Below are 4,849 nucleotides of genomic sequence, written 5' to 3'. Positions count from 1 at the left end.
CGGCGACGGGAGAGCCGGACCCGACCGCGAGGGCGCCAACGCCGAACGCGACGGCCAGCAGGAGCGCGACACCGATTCCCCGTCTGAGGTCGTCGAACTCGAGTTCGCCGTCGACCAGCACCTGCGAGCCACCGGTGAAGGGACCGGCGAACGCGTTCTCACGGTCGGTCGGGAAATCGTAGTACTCGTTGCTCAACACCGTCGCCGCTTCGAGGAAGAAGAGGAAGGCGAAGCCCAGCCAGTAGGCGGCCGACGAGAACACGTCGCTCGAGCCGGTCGCCGCCAGCGCGCCGACGGTGTAGGCCACCCACGACATCGGGTAGAACTGCAGTCGCAGGGCTTTCAGCCAGACCGTTACCGTTCGCCGGAGGCGAGCCGACCGGGTATCCGGCCCGTCGGCGAGGCTTCCGCCCAGCCGGGTCGCCGTCTCGAGCCAGCGCTCGCGTTCCTCGGGGGTCGACGACTCGACCGGGCCGAGGTTCGTGATCCGCGTGGTGCGGATCCCGGCGTAGCCGAGCGTCGCACGCTTGACGGCGTTGTTCCCCGGCTGTCGATAGATCCAGCGGTAGACCCACGGCGGCATGTCCATCGTGACGAGCAGTTCGGCGGTCTTGTCGTCCAGCAGTTCCTCGTGACCCGCGCCCTCCCCCTCGTCGTACTCGAGGAACGCGAAGCCGGGCGTGAAGACGCGGTCGAAGAAGCCCTTGAGTCGCGCCGGCATGGTCCCCCACCAGTTCGGATAGACGAAGACGAGGTGCTCCGCCCAGCGAATCAGGTCCTGTGCCTCCCGGAGATCCGGCTCCATCCGCTGGTCCGTGGGCGACGCCGCGTGAACGTCGGGATCGAACTCGAGGTCGGCGACGGCGAGCTCCCGCACGTCGGCACCGGCCTCGAGCGCACCGTCGTGGTACGCCTCGGCCAGGGCACCGCAGAAACTGTCGGTTCGGGGATGACCGAGGACGATCAGGACGTTCATGCGTCGGTGTGAACGTCTCCCGTGACGATGTCCCCGGCCTAAAAGGCGGGGCATTGACGAGCCGCCGGTCGTCACGGTTCGGCGTCCGGGCGTGAGTGAATCGACCTTCGGCGGCCGAGTTTGAGTGAACCGGCCGCGAACGCTGACCGAGCCCTCGACCGCCCGTCGTCGGCTGCCGTCCGCTCTCCCTGAGTACCAGGATGCGCCTGTCACCCTCTATCACTGTCGACTCGGTGACGAAGTAGTATCGGTAGGTCGTCGCCGGCACGATCGAAACAGTAGCGGTACGAAACGCTCACGAGCACACAGTAGGACTCATATCAACGTTCAATACCGTTACGGGAGCGAGTGAGGGCAGGGAACCCGTCCATGGCTACATCCGACACTGTCCCCGCAACCGACGACGCTATCGTCGAAGAGTACATTCTGGCCGTTCGCATCGTCGAAACCGACGCCGCCGATGGCGATGGCCTGCGCTACCGATTCGACGCGCCCGATCACACCGACATCGCGTTCGCCGACCTCGAGGACGCCCGGCTGTACGCCGACGTCTACTTCGACGTCAACGGCTTCGTCGAGGAGGGCACCGGTGAGCGCGGCGTCCCGCCGGAGATCGTCCAGGCCGGCAAGGACACCCTCGCCGCGTACCTCGTCACGTGCCCCTGGTCGGACGTCAACTGGGTCGCCTCGTTTTACGGCGCCACGCCGACCGAGATCGAGCGCTACCTCTCGTGGGTCCGCGAGCGTGCCGCCGAGATCCGATCCGAGGCGGCTGAACGAGGCCTCGAGTAGGCCCGCGACGGTCCGCAGTCACGAACGGCTCCTTTTCCGCTCCACTGTTGCACTCGACTCGATCGATTCACCGATCGGTTGGCGGAGCAACCACCACCGGTTTGGACGACTTCCGGAATCATCGTCTGAACGGTTCTCACCGTTTGCCTATATATCGAACAATAGCCGTTAGAGTACTCGATACACTATAGTATCAGCAGTATGCTGGCGTATTCTATACTGTTCTACGTGCATCTATTATAAAATCTCATTAATTAATCGGGGATTACTCCGCTTGCATGGTCGAATTTACCAGGCGGAACTTGATGGCATCGTCAGTCGCGGCGGCCATCAGCACCGGGGCGGTCGGCGTCGCCGGCGCACAGGACGGAGCCAACGAGCACGAGACGCTGGACGCACCGTACGTCGAGGGGACGATCAAGCGGTTCTCGACGACGGCTCGAGGCGCGGAGGTCACGGGCCCGTTCGTCTTCGAGACGGGCGAACTCCTCTACAGCGTTCAGCACCCGAGTCGGGACAACCCGGAACCGTTCGATCGGGCAGGGGTCGGCGTCTTCGAGGGGTTCCAGTTCACCTTCAACGGGAGTAACGACGACTTCGCCGAACTGGAGCCGCCGCACACCGAGAGCGAACAGGGGCAGGTGCTCTCGGCGGGCGGCGAGTACGCGTACCTCGTCCAGGAGGGGGACCCGATCAACGGAGGCACCGAGAGGTGGGGTCATCCCGAGACGCCCGACGGAACGGATATCGCCGACGTCGTCGGCGAGAGCTACGAGGGCGTCGGCCACAACCCCGACATGAACTTCTTCGTCTCGACGACCGAGGACGGCACCGAGGGTTACCTCTTCACGAACAACGAAACCACGCCCGGCGCCATCACGCGGACGCCGATCAGCCGGACGGACGGCAGCTGGGACGCCGACCTCGAGAACGCGGCCGAGATCGAGAATCAGGCGGCGTTCCGCGACATCGGCGGCACGAAGATCAACTGCTACGGCGATCTGAGTCCGTGGGAGACGCCCCTCTCCGCGGAAGAGGACTACGGCCATCCGCGCGTCAACGGGCTCGCGACGGTCAGCGACATCGTCGAAGGGGGCAGCGGCGTCGGCCTGCGCGGAGGCAGCGAGTTCTACAACCGTCCCAACATCTCCGAGGTCGGGGACGCCCTCGAGGATATCTTCGGCAACGACGCCTGGTCGCCGATGGGTCTCTGGTCGAACAGCGGCGTGGAGAAGCTCGCCTACTATCTCGGTGCCGAACCCGTCGACCGAACGGCGGAGGGCAACGAGCGAACGCCGATCGGCGACGAGTTCCCCAACCGCTATCGCTACGGCAAGATCGTCGAGATCACCGACCCGACCGCCGAGGAGCCGACGCCGGTCAAACACCACGTCTTCGGTCGGGCCGCCTGGGAGTGTCCCGAGGTCCTGCCCGACGAGCGGACCGTCTACCTCGCGTCCGACGGCGGCGCGAAGGGGATCTACAAGTTCGTCGCGGACGAGCCGATCCCCGAGTACGACAGTCGAATGGACGTTCGCGGGACCCTGTACGCCATGAAGGCGAGCGAGATCGGCGAGGGTCCGGTCGCCGAGACGGATCTCGAGGTCGAGTGGCTCGAACTCGGCACCGCGAGCAACGCCGAAGTCGAGTCATGGATCGCCGACTACGACGATATCACGCAGGTCGAGTACCTCGAGACCCACGCCGAAACCGACTGGGAAACAGACCTCGAGACCGCGCTCGCGGAAGCCGATGAGGAAGTCGCGATCAACGGCAACCGGGACTACATCACTGACGAGGAGATCGTCGAGTGGGCGGCTCAGTACGAGGCACACGGCCCCGACGGCGTCGACGAGGACCTTCGTCGCGTCCCCTTCCTCGAGACTCGAGCAGCCGCCAAGGAGATCGGTGCCAGCGTCGAGTTCAACAAGGCCGAAGGGATCGACTCCCACGACGAGGCCGAGCCCGGCGACTTCATCTACTTCGGGATCTCCTCGCTCGGCGGCTACATGACCGACGAGCAGGGCGAACTCCGATTCGACGAGGTCGAAACCGGCGTCCTCTATCGCGCCGAACTTCAGGACGGGTACGACGTCTCCCGGCTCGAGCCCGTCGTCGTCGGTCCGAACGGCAGCGACCCCACATCCCTGAAAGACGTCTCGCTCATCAACGTCGACAACGTCATGGTGATGGACGACGGCCGCGTCCTCCTCTGTGAGGACAAGGGGAGCTTCGGCCGCTCGTACCCCAACGACGCGATGTGGGTCTACCAGCCGCCGACGTCGCTGCACGTCGACTCCGTCGCCGTCGGTCAGGGGGAGACGGGAGCCGTCGATCTGACGCTCTCGTCGGTTCCGGACGGCCTCGCCGGCGGTCGCGTCTCCGTCAGCCTCGAACACACCGACGTCGCCGAAATCACGGGCGCGACGTACCACGACGCGCTCGAACTCACCGCCGGTCCGACGATCAGCGACGACGGATCGACGGTCGCGTTCAAGTTCGCCGATCTCGACGAGGAGATCGAGCCCGGCGCGATGGACGTGACGCTGGCGAGCGTCGAACTCGAGGGTGTCGGGGCCGGAACGACGGATATCACGGTCGACGTGCAGGCGCTGGACGACGACGACGGAGCCGCTATCGAACCCCAGCGCCGTCCCGGCGTGGTGATTACCGGGCCGCCGCCGATCGGCGGCCCGGGTGGCTCCGGCAGTGCGCCGACCGATCCGGACGGCGACGGCCGATTCGAGGACGCCAACGGCAACGGTCGACTCGACTACGACGACGTCGTCTCGCTGTTCGATCACATCGAGGACGACTCGGTGACGCTCAACGCCGACGCCTACGACTTCAACGAAAACGGCCGTATCGACTACGACGACATCGACGAACTGTACGGCGAGCTGTGAGGCGGATGGAACGATCAGACGCCGATTCGGCCACGACCGCACGGCGGGTCCGAACTGACGAGTCGGCTTCGATCGGGTGGCCGAGATCGCGACGACGGACGGCGACGGCGCTCGTCGTCGGGCTCGCGGTCTGTCTGGCAACCCTTCCGGCTCCGATCGCGGCCGCGAGCGAGGG

At 65.7% G+C, this 4,849-nt stretch carries 3 protein-coding genes; 2 read left to right on the top strand and 1 reads right to left on the bottom strand.

Annotation, left to right across the window (positions count from 1 at the left end; all coding sequences use genetic code 11):
- On the bottom strand, positions 1-976 hold a 976-nt coding region (locus PGX04_RS08515; RefSeq protein ID WP_273738115.1), incomplete at its 3' end, for an NAD(P)H-dependent oxidoreductase.
- 369 nt (positions 977-1,345) lie between these two features.
- Here PGX04_RS08515 and PGX04_RS08510 point away from each other — a divergent pair.
- Complete coding sequence (locus tag PGX04_RS08510; RefSeq protein ID WP_273738114.1) at positions 1,346-1,768, top strand: hypothetical protein; 423 nt, start codon at positions 1,346-1,348, stop codon at positions 1,766-1,768.
- A gap of 278 nt (positions 1,769-2,046) precedes the next feature.
- Entirely contained in the window at positions 2,047-4,674 is a 2,628-nt protein-coding gene (locus PGX04_RS08505; protein WP_273738113.1) for an alkaline phosphatase PhoX, read from the top strand.
- Positions 4,675-4,849 lie beyond the last annotated feature (175 nt).

It is taken from the genome of Natrinema soli (genome assembly GCF_028618695.1).
The sequence above is the reverse complement of the archived record's forward strand: the minus strand, read 5'-3'. Positions and strand labels throughout refer to the sequence as shown.

Bases quoted from the DNA above. Each gene is read 5' to 3' on its own strand.
- PGX04_RS08505 (WP_273738113.1), top strand. From the start codon at position 2,047: ATGGTCGAATTTACCAGGCGGAACTTGATGGCATCGTCAGTCGCGGCG.
- PGX04_RS08510 (WP_273738114.1), top strand. From the start codon at position 1,346: ATGGCTACATCCGACACTGTCCCCGCAACCGACGACGCTATCGTCGAA.